At 73.5% G+C, this 14,047-nt stretch carries 17 protein-coding genes; 8 read left to right on the forward strand and 9 right to left on the reverse strand.

The features are described from left to right. Positions 1-5: 5 nt before the first annotated feature. The 5 genes from BR98_RS16060 to BR98_RS41335 all read right to left on the reverse strand — a co-directional run bounded on the left by BR98_RS16060 (position 6) and on the right by BR98_RS41335 (position 2,397). Positions 6-950, reverse strand: coding sequence for a threonine/serine dehydratase (locus BR98_RS16060; RefSeq protein ID WP_051969829.1), 945 nt, complete (start codon positions 948-950; stop codon positions 6-8). 46 nt (positions 951-996) lie between these two features. Beyond that, on the reverse strand, positions 997-1,602 hold the full coding sequence (locus BR98_RS16065) for a hypothetical protein (protein ID WP_157537810.1): 606 nt from the start codon (positions 1,600-1,602) through the stop codon (positions 997-999). 131 nt (positions 1,603-1,733) lie between these two features. Further along, positions 1,734-1,868, reverse strand: a complete 135-nt coding sequence (locus BR98_RS42030) for a hypothetical protein (protein WP_267886072.1) — start codon at positions 1,866-1,868, stop codon at positions 1,734-1,736. Further along, positions 1,865-2,071, reverse strand: coding sequence for a hypothetical protein (locus tag BR98_RS16070; protein ID WP_157537812.1), 207 nt, complete (start codon positions 2,069-2,071; stop codon positions 1,865-1,867). Before BR98_RS16070 ends, BR98_RS42030 begins: the two co-directional genes overlap by 4 nt. Continuing rightward, positions 2,068-2,397: a hypothetical protein gene (locus tag BR98_RS41335; protein ID WP_035845385.1), complete on the reverse strand. Its 330-nt coding sequence runs from the start codon at positions 2,395-2,397 to the stop codon at positions 2,068-2,070. The genes BR98_RS16070 and BR98_RS41335 overlap by 4 nt, the downstream gene beginning before the upstream one ends. A gap of 132 nt (positions 2,398-2,529) precedes the next feature. Here BR98_RS41335 and BR98_RS16080 point away from each other — a divergent pair, with 132 nt between their 5' ends. From BR98_RS16080 to BR98_RS37080, 3 genes are read left to right on the forward strand one after another with little or no spacing between them, the layout of a single operon-like run. Then, positions 2,530-3,396: a helix-turn-helix domain-containing protein gene (locus BR98_RS16080; RefSeq protein WP_035845388.1), complete on the forward strand. Its 867-nt coding sequence runs from the start codon at positions 2,530-2,532 to the stop codon at positions 3,394-3,396. Then, entirely contained in the window at positions 3,356-3,553 is a 198-nt protein-coding gene (locus BR98_RS38000; RefSeq protein ID WP_083976623.1) for a DUF397 domain-containing protein, read from the forward strand. Before BR98_RS16080 ends, BR98_RS38000 begins: the two co-directional genes overlap by 41 nt. After that, positions 3,550-3,717 (forward strand): DUF397 domain-containing protein, encoded by a 168-nt coding sequence (locus BR98_RS37080; protein WP_063774794.1) that lies wholly within the window; start codon positions 3,550-3,552, stop codon positions 3,715-3,717. Before BR98_RS38000 ends, BR98_RS37080 begins: the two co-directional genes overlap by 4 nt. Here BR98_RS37080 and BR98_RS16085 read toward each other — a convergent pair. Together BR98_RS16085 and BR98_RS36385 are read right to left on the reverse strand one after the other, a co-directional pair. Then, complete coding sequence (locus tag BR98_RS16085; RefSeq protein ID WP_035852510.1) at positions 3,692-4,225, reverse strand: P-loop NTPase family protein; 534 nt, start codon at positions 4,223-4,225, stop codon at positions 3,692-3,694. The two genes, BR98_RS37080 and BR98_RS16085, sit on opposite strands and share 26 nt — an antisense overlap. A gap of 54 nt (positions 4,226-4,279) precedes the next feature. Beyond that, positions 4,280-4,795: a universal stress protein gene (locus BR98_RS36385; RefSeq protein ID WP_051969830.1), complete on the reverse strand. Its 516-nt coding sequence runs from the start codon at positions 4,793-4,795 to the stop codon at positions 4,280-4,282. A gap of 71 nt (positions 4,796-4,866) precedes the next feature. Here BR98_RS36385 and BR98_RS16095 point away from each other — a divergent pair, with 71 nt between their 5' ends. Continuing rightward, entirely contained in the window at positions 4,867-5,829 is a 963-nt protein-coding gene (locus BR98_RS16095) for a sigma-70 family RNA polymerase sigma factor (protein ID WP_198042232.1), read from the forward strand. Positions 5,830-5,865: 36 nt separating this feature from the next. On the opposite strand, the gene BR98_RS16100 is transcribed toward BR98_RS16095, so the two are convergent. Both BR98_RS16100 and BR98_RS16105 read right to left on the reverse strand, forming a co-directional pair. Continuing rightward, positions 5,866-6,321 carry an SgcJ/EcaC family oxidoreductase gene (locus BR98_RS16100; protein WP_083976628.1) on the reverse strand — a complete coding sequence of 152 codons (456 nt, stop codon included), beginning with the start codon at positions 6,319-6,321 and terminating at the stop codon, positions 5,866-5,868. Between the two features lie 100 nt (positions 6,322-6,421). Continuing rightward, complete coding sequence (locus tag BR98_RS16105) at positions 6,422-8,593, reverse strand: asparagine synthase-related protein (protein WP_035845390.1); 2,172 nt, start codon at positions 8,591-8,593, stop codon at positions 6,422-6,424. 858 nt (positions 8,594-9,451) lie between these two features. Between BR98_RS16105 and BR98_RS16110 the strand changes: the two genes are divergently transcribed. The 4 genes from BR98_RS16110 to BR98_RS16125 all read left to right on the forward strand — a co-directional run bounded on the left by BR98_RS16110 (position 9,452) and on the right by BR98_RS16125 (position 14,024). Beyond that, positions 9,452-10,903, forward strand: coding sequence for a hypothetical protein (locus BR98_RS16110; RefSeq protein WP_035845393.1), 1,452 nt, complete (start codon positions 9,452-9,454; stop codon positions 10,901-10,903). Continuing rightward, positions 10,903-12,156: an L-2-hydroxyglutarate oxidase gene (gene lhgO, locus BR98_RS16115; protein WP_035845396.1), complete on the forward strand. Its 1,254-nt coding sequence runs from the start codon at positions 10,903-10,905 to the stop codon at positions 12,154-12,156. The genes BR98_RS16110 and lhgO overlap by 1 nt, the downstream gene beginning before the upstream one ends. Before the next feature lie 115 nt (positions 12,157-12,271). Continuing rightward, positions 12,272-13,018, forward strand: a complete 747-nt coding sequence (trmB, locus tag BR98_RS16120; protein WP_083977467.1) for a tRNA (guanosine(46)-N7)-methyltransferase TrmB — start codon at positions 12,272-12,274, stop codon at positions 13,016-13,018. Positions 13,019-13,049: 31 nt separating this feature from the next. Beyond that, complete coding sequence (locus BR98_RS16125) at positions 13,050-14,024, forward strand: PrsW family intramembrane metalloprotease (protein ID WP_051969831.1); 975 nt, start codon at positions 13,050-13,052, stop codon at positions 14,022-14,024. The last annotated feature ends 23 nt before the right edge of the window (positions 14,025-14,047 follow it).

Genomic DNA, 14,047 nt, shown 5'->3' on the forward strand with positions numbered 1-14,047 from the left:
AGAGGCTAGCCGACCTCACCCGCGCCCGGCCCCACCAGGTCGCTCGGGTCGGTGTTGGCGCCGCACAGGATGACGGCCACCCGCTCACCCGGCAGCGGGCGGTGGACCGTGAGGCCGGCCAGGGCGGTGGCGGCGGCGTGTTCGGCGGCGATCCGGTGCTGGTCCCAGAGGGACTGGCGGGCCTCGATGATGGCGGAGTCGGGGACGAGCACCGAGTGCACGCGGTCCTGCTGGGCCGCGTGCAGGGCATTGGCGGAGGCCCGACGGGCGCCGAGCGAGTCGGCGGCGACGGAGGAGACCGGGACGTCGACGGGGTGACCGGCGGCCAGTGCGGCGTTCAGTGCCCGGCAGTGCTCGGGTTCGACGGCGACCACCCGGATGCCGTGGTGCCGGGCGGCGGTGGCGACGCCCGCGAACAGGCCGCCGCCACCGACCGAGAGCACCACCGTGTCCAGGGTGGGGAGTTGGCGGGTGATCTCGTCGAGGAGGGTCCCCGCGCCGGCCGCGATCAGCGGGTGGTCGTAGGCGTGCGAGGCCAGTGCGCCGGTGGCGTTGGCGAACTCCTCGCAGGCGGCGAGCGCTTCGGCGTACTCGGTGCCGGTGAGGCGGACCTCGGCGCCGTACGAGCGCAGCTTGGCGACCTTGACCTCCGGCGCCGTCTTGGGCAGGAAGACGGTGGCCCGCACCCCTTGGCGCTGCGCCGCCCACGCGCAGGCGAGCCCCGCGTTGCCGCCGGAGGCGATGGTCACGCCGGTGTCGGGCAGGGTGCCGGCCTCGCGGTGCGCGGCGAGGAAGTTCTGCGCACCGCGCGCCTTGAAGCTCCCGGTGTGCTGCAGGAACTCCAGCGCGAACCAGAGCTCGGGCCCGGCCGGGGCGAGGGTGACCGGCCGGACCTGGCCGGCGATGCGGTCGGCGGCCTGCTTGACGTCGCCGTAGCTGAGGTGCGGCACTCGGATGATCTCCTTGCTGACAGGGGCTCGCCTCCCATCATGTCGGTTACGGTAACGGGTCCGGTTGCCTGACCCCGCCCACCACCTTGTAGGTCTGGTCGGTGACAGGGTTGCCGTTCGAATCCAGCGTTGCGACGCGCTCGGTGCCGTTTCCGGCTGCGTCGGTCGTACGGCTGGTCAGCGTGCTGCTGCCGTCCGACTTCCTTTCGGAATTGGTGACCGACGCGTTGCCCTGCGCATCGACCTCGCCCTCCGCGCTGGCCGTGGAACCGTCACTTGCCTGGTCGCTCCGCGTGAACGATGAGGAGCCATCGCTGTTCTTGGTGCGGTCGATGGTGTACTCGGTGGTGACGCCGCCAGGCATGGCCTCGGTACCGGTCTCGTGCTCGGTCCCACTGCCGTCCGGGTTCCTGGTGGTTTGCAGATCCCGTTGCTGGTTGCCGTTGGCATCGGTGTCGGTCTCGTGGGTCGTCACGACTCCGGTGTTCGGGTCGGTGCTCTCGGTGCTGATCTTCGACTCGCCCGTGGCCGGGTCCGTGGTGTGCGAAGCGGTACCGGTGGCCACCGGGGTGCCGGCGGAATCGACGGTACTGATGGTCGACGTGGTGTCCCCGGTGACCGGATCGGTGGTCGTACTGGTGGTGGTGGTCAACCCGGTGTCCGGGTCGGTTGTCACGGTCACGACTGGATCCGCCATGGTGAACCTCCCGAGGCGTCCCGCAGGCGTCTGCCCGGCTGACGACGGTGGACGGCACCATTCTCCTCGTAAGTGGGCCCAGGCGCTCAGTGGTGAAGGGTGAGCGTGAGCAGGACGGTGGCGATGGGGACGAGCGCCGCGAACGAGACGGCGTACGCGGTAGCGCGGGCGCGGGGTGAGGGGAAGTCAGCGGGGTCGGTTTTGCGGGGGCATCGGGTCATGCGGGATCGGTCGTGGGGTTCAAGGCCTCGGCGAGGAGCAGGAGTTCGGTCGGATAGAGGGGGCGGAGCCGGGCGAGGACGGTGCCGTTGGGGAGGATGCACCAGCCGTCCGAGAGGTCGGGCAGGTCGACTTCCGCATCGATGAGCGCGGTGGTGAACGCGGCGAGGGCGGCCACCGCTTGGTGACGGGGGTGGCTGCTCATGTGGGCTTCACCAGCCAGCGGGGGTCGGCTTCCCATTCCGGACCGCCGTGTTCGGGGCGCAGGTAGATGCGGGGGCCGACCCGGTCCATGAAGGTGCCGAGCCGGTCGTTGAGGACGTCGTAGACCAACTCGCCGCGCTGGACCGGGAGATAGCTGACCTCGGGCGGGCGGGCATCGCCGGGGACGATGGTGGGGTAGGCGGGGCCGAGGCGCAGGGTGGCCTCGGGGCGGCCGCCACAGTTCGCGGGACAGGCGCACTCGGGAAGGGTGCGGTCGGCGAAGGCGGAGGGGGGATAGATGGCGGCGCTTTTCTGACTATCGGTCATTAGGGAAACTCCACGGGGCATTTGGGGAGCGGGAACTTCACTTTCCGTGCCACAAGGGTTGCGCTTCGAAGTTAGTGTTGGGAAGGCATCGCAAGTTCCAGGTTTGTCAGACGGAACAAGGAGGGGTCGGTCATGGCCTTCGAACCTCGCGAGCTTCACCCGGGCCGATCGGCACGGGACTTGTACGGCTGGGAGATCCGGCGCCACCGCAAGATGGCCGGGGACATGTCGATGACGCGGCTCGCCGAGGTGCTGAAGTTCTCGAAGGCGCACCTCTCGCGGATCGAGTGCGCCGAGTCCCTGCCGCCGGAGGGGCTCTCGGAGAAGCTGGATGCGGCGTTCGGGACGGACGGGGTGTTCCTTCGGCTGTACCCACTGGCGAAGAAGGAGCAGTTCCCGAACCGCTACCGGCGGTACATGGAACTGTCCAACGAAGCAGTCGCGTTCGAGAGCTATACCGACACCGTGCACGGCCTGCTGCAGACCCCCGCTTTCGCTGCGGCAGCCCTGAGAGCGGGCGATCCGTTCGCGAGCGCAGAGGAGATCGCGCAGAAAGTGGCCGCTCGACTGCAGCTACAGGAGCGCCTACGCGGGGCCGCACCACCCCAGTACTGGTTCATCCTGGACGAGAGCGGGTTGCGCCGGGCCGCTGGTGAACCGCACGTCATGCGCGACCAACTCCAGTCGCTGCTGGACGCAAGCATGATGCGAAATGTAACCCTGCAGATCCTGCCGTTCTCTGCCGGCTTCCACTCGGAAACGGGTGGGTCGCTGACCTTGCTCACGCTTCCCAACGGGAAGGTCGTCGCCTACGAAGAGGGCAGCCGTTCAGGCTCGTTGATCGAGGAATCGGACGCCGTCGCGAAGCGTGACGCGTACTACGATCTTCTCAGGGCTCAGGCCCTGTCGCCTCGGGACACCCAGGCGATGCTCAGCGTGGCCTTGAAGGGATTCGAAGATGCAGCCCCAAAAGCAGCCCGCCCAGTGGCGGAAGAGTAGCCACAGCAACAACGATGGCGGCGCGTGCATCGAGGTGGACGACGCCAACCCCGGCCACGTCCGCGACTCCAAGGACCCCGAGGGCCCCGTCCTCTCGTTCCCCCCGACCTCGTGGAACGCCTTCGTCCGTGCAACTGCAAGCGGGGAGTTCGTGTGAGCTGGCGGAAGAGCACCTACAGCAACAACGACGGCGGCGAGTGCATCGAGGTCAACGACGCCCACCCCGGCCAGGTCCGCGACTCCAAGGACCCCGAGGGCCCCGTCCTCTCGTTCCCGCCGGCCTCCTGGAACGCCTTCATTCGCGAGTTCGCTCGCCACTGATCGTCCCGAGCCACCGCTGCGCCTCGCCCGCGCTCGACAGCCTCACGACCTCCAGGTGCGGGTGCGCGGCGAGGCGTTCGGCTGTGTTCTTCCGCTTCACTCCGTGCCGCGCCCAGGCCCAGCGGACCGGGTGCTCCGGGTCCAGCAGGAGGCCGCGCCAGGTCTCGCGGTTTCCGTTCCACAGCTCGCGCCGGAACGCCACGCGGCTGAGCGAGCGCTTGATCACCCGCCACATGACGGTCCGTCGGGGCAGGTCCAGCCAGACCAGGGTGTCCGCCCGGCGCCACAGCAGGTCACCCAGCGCCCCCTGGTACTGCTCCTCGCAGACCCAGGCCTCGCCCGCCGTGAACTGCTCCACCTCGGCCTCGAACTCCGGCCGCTTCACCCAGCCGGGCCCGTGGTGCAGCGCGTCCAGTTCCACCCTGGGCAGCCCGAACCGGGCCGCCAGCTCGGTCGCCATCGTGGTCTTGCCCGCACCCGAGATGCCCGCGACGATCACCCGTTCCATGCCGCCCATCATCACCTGTCCTCAGCACAGCCATCCTCATCACCGCCGTCCTCGTCACCTCCGGGCCGGCGGCGCCGGAACCACCAGCACCGGGCAGGCCGCGTGGTGCACGGCGGCCGTGCTCACCGAGCCGAGCAGCAGTCGGCTGAAGCCGCCGTTGCCGCGCGTGCCGATCACCAGCGTGTGCTGGCCCACCGAGCCGGCCAGCACCACCTCGACCACCTGGCCGAGCACCACATGAAGCGTCAACTCACCCTCGAAGGGCCGGTGTCGGGCCCGCTCCACCAGGCCGACCGCGCGGCGCAGACCGTCGCCCATGCTGCCGTTGAGCTGCTCCACGCTCTCCTGCATCAGCTCGGCCATCCCGGGCGGGTAGCCCCCGGGCGAGGGGTTCACCACGCCCAGCACGTACAGCGGCAGCTCGTACCGCTCCGCCTCGGTCATCGCCCGGTCCAGCGCCCAGAGCGAGCCGTCGGAACCGTCGCAGGCCGCCAGGATGCCGGGCGGGGTGGGGGTCGGGGCGGAGGTGGAGACGGGGATCGGGTCGACGGCCGGCTCGGTGGTGGTCATGCAGCCCATGATGGGTCGGCCGATGGTGGAAACTGGTGATTGACGGACCATCAGCGGGAGAGGGTGCGGGGTTGAACGGCTCGACGGTGCAGGACTTCGACCGGCGGATCGACCCCTACCGGTCGGAGCTGCTCACGCACTGCTACCGGATGCTCGGTTCGGTGCACGACGCCGAGGACCTGGTCCAGGAGACCTGTCTGCGGGCCTGGCGGGCCCGGGACCAGTACGACGAGTCCAAGGCCTCGCTCCGGACCTGGCTGTACCGGATCGCCACCAACGCCTGCCTGACCGCGCTGAAGGGCCGTGGCCGACGACCGCTGCCGTCCGGTCTGGTCGAGCCGAGCGATCCCACCGGGCCGCTGGTCCCGGGTACCGATGTCAGCTGGCTGCAGCCGTTCCCGGATGCCCGGCTGGCCGAGGGCGATCCGGCGGCCGCGCTGGTGGCCAGGGGCAGTCTGCGGCTCGCCTTCGTGGCGGCGATGCAGGTGTTGTCGGCCCGCCAGCGCGCGGCCCTGATCCTGCGCGAGGTGCTCGACTTCTCGGCCGCCGAGGCCGCGCAGATCCTCGGCACCAGCACGGCTGCCGTGAACAGTTCGCTGCAGCGGGCCCGCGCGCGGCTCGGTGAGGCGGGCGTCTGCGAGGCGCGGATCGAGGAGCCGTCGCAGGCCGAGCAGCGGGCGATGGTCGACCGCTACGTCGAGGCGTTCCTGCGGGCCGATGTGGCGGCGATCAAGCAGCTGCTGACCGAGGACGTGCTGATGGAGATGCCGCCGATGGTCAACTGGTTCGTCGGACCCGAGGCGTACGGCCAGTTCATGACCTGGGTCTTCACCGACGGCCGCACCGACTGGCGGGCGCTGCCGGTCTGGGCGAACGGGCAGCCTGCGGTGGCCGCCTACCTCCGTGCGGCAGACGGCGCGTACCGGCTGCACACCCTGCAGGTGTTCACCGTCACGACGGCGGGGATCAGTCGCAACTCGGTGTTCCAGGAACCGGAGGTGTTCGCGGCGTTCGGGCTGGCGCCCCAGCTCTGAGCAGAGCCGATGAGCGCCGGCCCGAACGCCGTTCGATCAGCCCGCCTGGACCGGGCTGTTGTGGTACGCGGCGACCAGCCAGCCGCTGTCGCGCCGCTCCAGCACCCAGGTCGCGTTGACCATGCGCTCGGCGGGCACCTCGGTCTCACCGGCGAACAGGACGCCGGTCTCGCTGATCACCACGGCGGCGTCGGCGCCGAGGAAGCGGAGCTGGTCGACCCGGTTGATCGTGGTCGAGCCCTTCAGCGGGCCGGCGAAGCCGCCGGCCATGCTCCGGCGGATCTCCTCCCGGCTGCTGCGGTAGCTCCCGGGCAGGATCGCGCTGGCGTCCTCGGTGTAGTCGGCGACGAACCCGTCGGCATCGCCGTCGTCCCAGGCCTGGTAGAGGCCGGCCAGCACCGCGTGGATGGCGGCCTCGTCGGCCTCGCGGAACCGGGCGGGCTGTGAGGCCTGCTCGGACCGCTGGGACTGCTCGGACTGCTGGGTGGTCATGGTTCTGCTCCTCGTCGGTGTGCGTGTCACGGACCCTTCGACGGGCCCACGAGTACATACCGAGGCGGTCGGCGGAACTCATCGCGCCGGAGAACCGGCTTCAGGCGAACCGCGCTCCAGCCACCGCCCGCCGCTGCGGCATCGGCAACCCCGTCCAGCAGTTGCCGCCCCGCCGCGCCTCGAAGCGGCGCAGCCACAGCTCGACCGCCACCAGGTCGGCGAGGCCGTCCAGCCCGCCCGGTGGCAGGTCCGAGTACGGGTCCACCGCCCGCCCGAGCGCCCGGCGCACGGCCGGCAGGTCGATCAGGCCGGCCTCCGCCAGCAGCGGCGCGTGGAACAGGTCGGCGAGCGCGTCCGCGGCCTGCCGCAGCCCGCTGCGCGCGGCCTCGGCCCGGTCGGGGCGCGGTGCCCGGCCCCAGTCGGCGGGCAGGTCGGAGCGCCCCGCGCCGGCCAGCACCGCGCGCAGCAGGGCGTGCCGGGCGCCGGGCTGCAGGCGGACGTCCGCCGGGAGCAGCCGCGCCGCGCGGATCACCCGATTGTCGAAGAACGGCGCGTGCAGCCGCTGTCCCACGTGCTCGGCGGCCTGCATCAGCACCCGGTAGTGGCCCGCGTGGTGGTGCAGCGCCAGGCGGGCCCGGTGGGCGCCGGGGTGCAGCACCGGCTCGGGGCCGCGCCCCGCGAGCCGGAGCCGCAGGGCCACCTCGCTGAGCGCGTCGTCGGAGAGCCAGCGGGCCGCCGGGCCGGGGACCACCCAGGCCAGGTCGGCCACCGAATAGGCGCCCGCGGTGAGTCGCGCGCCGGGGCGGGCACTCCCGCGCTCGGGTCCCCGACGGGCCGTCAGCTGCACGGCGGCGTCGTCCATGGCGTCCGCGTACCGCACCCGGGCCAGTTTGCGGGCCGCGCGCAGCACGGTGACGGGGGTGCGGACGGCGCCGGTCAGGGTGCCCGCGATCGCCCGGTCGACGCCTGCCAGGGCGGCCACCGGCGGCAGCAGTTCGCGGGGTCGGCCGTCCCGGATCAGGTCGGCCAGCCGGGCCGGGTGGCCGTCGAGCACCTGGCGGGCGCCGTGTCCGGTGAGGTGGTCGGTGCCGCCCGCGCCGAGTCGGGCGGCGGTGGCGGCGGCCGTGATCAGGGCGCGGTCGGGGGCGTCGGTGAGCGGGCCGGCCAGCGGATCGTCGGCGAGTTCGGCGTACGGCAGGGTGCGCGGCTCCACGGACAGCACGGTGTGGCGCAGCCGCGGGCGGCCGGGATCGTGCGGGGGCTGCGGGGCGGTGCGCGGGGACTCGCGGGAGGTGACGGCGGTGAGCAGGTCGGGCGGCGGCTCCGCCGGCCGGTCCGCCGGCTGCGGGCGGGCCCAGGAGCCCTTGGTGGCGCCGGTCCTGGGCGCCGGTTCGGTCGGGGCCGGCGGCCGTGCGGGCGCGGGGCCGATCGGGACGGCGGCCGCGAGCAGGGCCAGCGCCGGGGAGGCGGTGCCGTAGGAGAGGTCGGCGCCGATCCGGGGGCGGCCGGGCAGGCCGCTGCCGGTGGGCGCGTTGCGGATCCGGGAGCGGACGGCCTCCAGCAGACTGCGCGTCAACTCCCGTACTGCGGGAGCCTCACCCTGGGGAGTGGCGGGCTGGTCGGTGTCGTAGGCGGTGACGTGCGGGCGACCGCCGCGAATGGCCAGGGTGTGGCCGGGCGGGACCCGGTGCACGCCGGTGTACGGGGTGCCGGTGCCGATCGCCTCGGGGGACTCCGGGCAGGCGAGGGCGGCGGCGAGGTGGCCGGTGTCCAGGGTGGCGCCGACCAGGTCGGCGAGCGGCAGGCCGGCGGTGGCGAAGGCCGTGCCGCCGCACCAGGGGGTGTGGAAGACCTGCTGCAGGCCCGCGAGGTCGGTGAGCAGCAGGGTGCTGCGGGTGCCGATCCGCAGCACCACGGTGTAGCTGCCGGGCCAGCCGCTCAGGTGCCGGACGGCGCCGCCGCGGGCGGCGGCCAGACCGGCGGCGAGTTCCTGGTCGGCGGCGCCGCAGTGGCCGAGCACCAGCAGACGGGCGGTGGCCTCGGTGTCCTCGCTGAGGTCGGCTGGGGCCTGGACGGCGGTGGGGGCGCCCTTGGGGCGCAGCACGAACTGCCGGATCTCGTCCGGGCGCCAGTCGCCGACCGCCCAGAGCGGGTCGGGGCCGGTCCACAGCTCGGTGGCGGCCAACGGGCGGACCGCGGCCAGGACCTGCTGCACCTCGTGGTTGTGGCGGGCCCGGGTCGCACTACCGCTCCAGCCGGCCAGCCACCGCATCGCGCCTCCCGTGCCTCGTGCTCCGTGGAGACATGGTGCCACTGCGGGAGCGGTGCGGCGTGGGGCGTGCAGGGTCGGGTGATTCCGTGCGGGGACAGGCCAATTCGGGCACCTGAGCGGATCGGGGTTGGTTGCCGCGCGGTCCGGGCCTCCCCCTCCGTGGCCCGGGCCGCGCGGCGCGGGCGGCGCAGGCCGGGTCTACCCGGCGGTGGCCGCCCGAGCTCCGAGGACCCGTCGACCGGGCTGAGGGACGGGACGGCCCGCTCCCGTCCGCCAGTGCGGGCCGTCCACCTGGCCGCTGCCTCCCGGCGGCGGCACGGGCGCCGCGCGTCCGATTCGCGGCGCCCCGCTGCACCGTTCCTCCGCCAGCCTGGCGGCTGGGAGGTGCCCCCTCGGTCATGGCCATGCCGATATGGCCGAAAAGCGGCGTAAGCCCGGGAGGGCATCCGCATGCCCTCCCGGACCTCGGCCACCGCCCGCGGGGAACTGAGGCAGCGGCATCCCCCGGCCCGCCGGGTCCTCGACGGCGGGCCGACCCACTGCCACTAGCGAACTGCCGGGACGCCCGTGGAACCAGGGGGCACAGGTGGGCGCACGTCAACACAGGACCGGAGCACGCCACTCCTCCTGACGACACCCGATCCACCCGGGCCGGCCACACCCCGTCAACGGCTCCCCGAAAGAGTCCCCCGCGCAGGCGATTGCGAACCGATGCTGCGTCATCTCCGGTACGCGATCCCGCCATCCGGAATATCTACCCTTAACCCTGGGAACCCGGCCGACTACGCTAGGTGCCACCGCGCCGGGCACGCCACGCCCGCGCCACCCAAGCCTCACCCGTACAAGGGGGGCCGTCGTATGAGCATCACCTCGCGAGGACCGAACGAGCGGCTCGGTACCCTGCTGACGCAGGCTCAGATCAGCAATGCCGGCCTGGCCCGCCGGGTCAACGACCTGGGCGCCCAGCGCGGCTTGACGCTGCGCTACGACAAGACCTCGGTGGCTCGCTGGGTGAGCAAGGGCATGGTCCCGCAGGGCCCGGTCCCGCACCTGATCGCCACCGCGATCGGCGGCAAACTCGGCCGCCCCGTCCCACTGGAGGAGATCGGCCTCGGCGACACCGACCCGACGCCCGAACTCGGCCTGGCCTTCCCGCGCGAGGTGGCCGAGGCGGTGCGCTCCGCCACCGACCTGTGGCGGGTCGACCTCGACCTGCGGCGTGGCCCCGGCGGCGGGCGGTGGAGCGACAGCCTGGCCGGCACCTTCTCGGTGGCCGCGTACGCGACGCCGGTGTCCCGCTGGCTGATCAGCCCGGCCGACGGATCGGTGGCCCGCGGGGAATCGGAGGGGTCCGCCGCTGCCGCACTCCCCGGCCCGCGCTCCGGCGGCTTCCGCGTCGGCCAGTCCGATGCCGCCAAACTGCGCGAGGCCGCCCAGGAGGCCCGCCGCTGGGACTCCAAGTACGGCGGCGGGGACTGGCGTTCCTCGATGGTCCCGGAGTGCCTGCGGGTGGAGGCCGCGCCGCTGCTGCTCGCCTCGTACAGCGACGCGGTGGGCCGCGCGCTCTTCGGCGCCACCGCCGAACTCACCAGACTGGCCGGCTGGATGGCCTTCGACACCGGCCAGCACGAGGCCGCCCAGCGGTACTACATCCAGGCCCTGCGACTGGCCCGGGCAGCCGCCGACGTCCCGCTCGGCGGCTATGTGCTGGCCTCGATGAGCCTGCAGGCCTGCTACCGCGGCTTCGCCGAGGAGGCCGTCGACCTCGCCCAGGCCGCCCTGGAGCGCAACCGGGGCCTGGCCACCACCCGCACCATGAGCTTCTTCCACCTGGTCGAGGCCAGGGCCCAGGCCAGGGCCGGCAACGCGGCGGCGTGCTCGGCGGCGCTCGCCGCCGCCGAGAGCGCGCTGGAACGCTCACGCGCCGGTGACCCCGATCCGGCGTGGATCGACTTCTACGCCTACGACCGGCTCGCCGCCGACGCCGCCGAGTGCTTCCGCGACCTCGGCATGCCCGCCAAGGTCCGCCAGTTCACCCGCGAGGCGCTGGCCCGCCCGACCGAGGGCTTCGTCCGCTCGCACGGCCTGCGGCTGGTGGTCTCCGCGATGGCCGAGGCCGAGGCCGGCAACCTGGACGCCGCCGTGGAGGCCGGCGCCCGCGCCGTCGAGGTGGCCGGGCGGATCTCCTCCCAGCGCAGCCGGGAGTACGTGCTGGAGATGCTGCGCCGCCTGGAACCCTTCCAGGGCGAGCAGCGGGTGAAGGAGCTGGCGGAACGGGCGCGGCTGGTCCTGGCGGGGGCGGCGACCTAGTGGCATGGGCGGCGGGGGCGGACTACGACGTCCTGGTCGTGGGCGGCGGGATCGTCGGGCTCTCCACCGCCTGGGCGCTGGGCCGGGAGCGGCCCGGCCTGCGGGTCGCGGTGCTGGAGAAGGAGACCCGGGTCGCCGCGCACCAGACCGGCCACAACAGCGGCGTGATCCACAGCGGCGTCTACTACCGCCCCGGCTCGCTCAAGGCGCGGTACGCGGTCGCGGGGGCGGCGGCGATGGTGAAGTTCTGCGCGGAGTACGGGCTGCCCTGCGAGGTGACCGGGAAGCTGATCGTGGCGACCTCCCAGGCGGAGCTGCCCCGGCTGGCGGCGCTCGCCGAACGGGGACGGGCCAACGGCATCCCGGTCCGGGAGTTGACGGCCAGTCAGATCGGCGAGTACGAGCCGGCGGTGGCCGGTCTCGCGGCCCTGCACGTGGCCACCACCGGGATCTGCGACTTCACCGAGGTCGCCCGCGGCTACGCCCGGCTCGCCACCGAGGCCGGGGCCGAGCTGCACACCGGCTGCGAGGTGCTGGCCGTCGACCGGCGCGCGGACGCCGTCACCGTGCACACCGCCGACGGGCGCGAGCTGCGCTGCGCGGTGCTGGTCAACTGCGCCGGGCTGCACAGCGACCGGGTGGCCGAGCTGGCCGGGGACGACCCCGGGGTGCGGATCGTGCCGTTCCGCGGCGAGTACTACGAACTGCGTCCGGCCGCCCGGGGCCTGGTCCGCGGGCTGGTCTACCCCGTCCCCGACCCGGCCTTCCCGTTCCTCGGCGTCCACCTCACCCGCGGCATCCACGGGGACGTGCACGTCGGGCCGAACGCCGTCCCCGCGCTGGCCCGGGAGGGGTACGACTGGCGCACCGTCCAGCCGGGCGAGCTCGCCCGGACCCTGGCCTTCCCCGGCACCCGGCAGCTGGCCCGCCGGCACTGGCGCTACGAGTGCGGCGAGCTGCACCGCTCGCTCTCCAAGCGCGCCTTCACCCGAGCCGTGCGGCGGCTGCTCCCGGGGGTGCGCGCGGAGGACCTCGTCCGGGCCGGTGCGGGCGTGCGGGCCCAGGCGGTGGCCCGCGACGGCGCACTGCTGGACGACTTCGCCTTCGCGGGCTTCGACCCGGCCGACCCGCACTCCCCGCGTCGCACCGTCCACGTGCTCAACGCCCCCTCCCCCGCCGCCACCGCCTCGCTGCCGATCGGCCGGGAGATCGCCCGCCGGGCCCTGGCCGCCCTCGCCGCCGGGGGGTCATGAGAACGGCCCCCGTAGAATCGACGGCATTGTGACTTCGACTGCCCCCACCCCCCAGCTCCCCGTCCAGCGGCCGTCCGCGCGCCTGTCGGCCGCTCCGGCGGGCTACCCGGCGCCGATGTACCCGCACAAGGCGACCGAGGAACAGCACCGCGAGCACCGGATCCGGACCTTCCAGCCGCGCCGCGGTCGGATGACGCCCGCGCAGGCGGGAGCGCTGGACCGGAACTGGGAGAAGTGGGGCATCGCGATCGACGGGACGCCCCTCGATCTCGGGCAGGCCTTCGGCGGCCTGCCGGTCACCCTGGAGATCGGCTTCGGGATGGGCGAGACCACGGCCGCGATGGCCGCCGCCGACCCGGGCACCGGGATCCTGGCGGTGGACGTGCACACCCCCGGGCACGGGAACCTGCTCAACCTGCTGGAGCAGAACGGCGCGCAGAACGTCCGCCCGGCCGCCGGGGACGCGATCATCCTGCTGCGCGACATGCTCGCCGACGCCTCGCTGGCCGGCCTGCGGGTCTACTTCGCCGACCCGTGGCCCAAGCCCAAGCACCACAAGCGCCGCCTGGTGCAGCACGGCTTCCTGGACCTGGTGCTGCCGCGGCTGGCCCCCGGTGCGCTGGTGCACTGCGCCACCGACTGGGAGCCGTACGCCGAGCAGATGGTGGAGGTCCTCTCGGCCCGCCCCGAGCTGGTCAACCTGCACCCCGAGGGCGACGGCAGCGGCTGGACGGACGGCCGCGAGGACGGCACCGTCCCCGGCTACGCGCCGCGCCCCGAGTGGCGCCCGCTGACCAAGTTCGAGCGCGCCGGGATCGCCAAGGGCCACGTGGTGCACGACCTGCTGTTCCGGAAGGCCTGACGCCGGGCCCCGGCGGCCCTACGCTTTTCGGGTGAGCAGTCCGATCAGTGCCCGCCCCACCGGGAGTGCGCTGCTGCTCGCCGCCCTGCTGGGCTGCACCGGGCTGCTGGTCCACCAGGTGCAGCGGCAGACCGGCACCACCGGGCTGCTGGTCGGTCTCGGGCTGGCCGTGCTGCCGGTGCCGTTCGTGCTCGCCGCGCTGACCTGGCTCAACCAGAGCGCCCGGGTGCCGGGCCGGCGACTGGCCCTCTGCCTGGCCTGGGGGTCCAGCGCCGCCACCACCATCGCGCTGTTCGCCAACGGCTGGGCCAGCGACTACCTCACCGCACTGCAGGGCAGCGCCAGGGGCGGTGCCTGGGGCGCCGACTACGCCTCCCCGCTGATCGAGGAGACCGCCAAGGGCGCGGTGCTGCTGGTCACCATGCTGCCGCTGCGCCGGCTGGGCAGGAAGCGGCCGGGCTGGCAGGGGCCGGGCAGGCGGCGGCCGGGCAGGCGGCGCGGCGCCGGCCCCACCCCGCTGGCCCGGGCCCGGCTGCGGCACCGGGCGGTCGCCACCGGCCTGGTGCTCGGCGGGATGAGCGCCTGCGGCTTCGCCTTCACCGAGAACGTGCTCTACCTGGGCCGCGCCTTCACCGACGACCAGCAGCAGCGACTGGAGTCGATCGGCCTGGGCCTCAACCCGAGCCTGCGCGACTACGACGGCACCGTGCACACCTTCGTGCTGCGCGCCCTGCTCTCCCCCTTCGCGCATCCGCTCTTCACCGCGCTGACCGGACTGGGCCTGGCCGTCTCGCTCAGCTGCTCGCGCCGCTGGGCGGCCCGGCTCGCCGCCCCCGCCGGTTGGCTGGCCGCGGTCGCGCTGCACAGCACCTGGAACGCCGCCGCCGGGCTGGGCACGCACGGCTTCCTGCTGGTCTACGCACTGTTGATGGTGCCCTGCTTCGGCGCCCTGGCCGGGCTCGCCCTGTGGGCCCGCAGCCGACCCCGACAGCCACGAATGCCCTGATCAGCGCGGTGCTACCAGCGGTA

It is taken from the genome of Kitasatospora azatica KCTC 9699 (assembly GCF_000744785.1).
Taxonomy (GTDB): Bacteria; Actinomycetota; Actinomycetes; order Streptomycetales; family Streptomycetaceae; genus Kitasatospora; species Kitasatospora azatica.